The organism is Paraburkholderia sp. SIMBA_027, assembly GCF_046535315.1.
In the GTDB taxonomy this organism is placed as follows: Bacteria; Pseudomonadota; Gammaproteobacteria; order Burkholderiales; family Burkholderiaceae; genus Paraburkholderia; species Paraburkholderia tropica.
Map to the genome: position 1 here is coordinate 1 of NZ_JAWRWY010000108.1, position 450 is coordinate 450.

A 450-nucleotide genomic window follows, 5' to 3' on the forward strand; every position below is an offset into this window, starting at 1 on the left:
GAGTTGACGCTGGCGCCCGAGCCCATCGTGAAGAAGTGGTGCAGCCACACAAGATAGGACAGGATCATAATGACGCAGGTGGCGTAAACCATCGAGGCGTAGCCGAAGAGGCGCTTGCCGGAGAAGGTGGCGACGACTTCGGAGAAGATGCCGAAGGCCGGCAGGATCAGGATGTAAACTTCCGGGTGACCCCAGATCCAGATGAGGTTCACATACATCATCGGATTGCCGCCGAGATCGTTCGTGAAGAAGTTCGTGCCGGCATAGCGGTCGAGCGAGAGCAGAACGAGCGTTGCGGTGAGGATCGGGAAGGAAGCGACGATCAGCACGTTGGTGCAGAGCGAGGTCCAGGTAAAGACCGGCATCTTCATGAAGGTCATGCCCGGCGCGCGCATCTTGACGATCGTCGCAATCAGGTTGATGCCCGATAGCGTCGTGCCGACACCGGCG

Annotated in this window: 1 protein-coding gene; it reads right to left on the reverse strand. The window is 59.1% G+C overall.

From position 1 onward, the window contains the following. A partial coding sequence (locus SB764_RS38345) for a cbb3-type cytochrome c oxidase subunit I (protein WP_410866510.1) occupies positions 1–450 on the reverse strand: 450 nt, incomplete at both ends.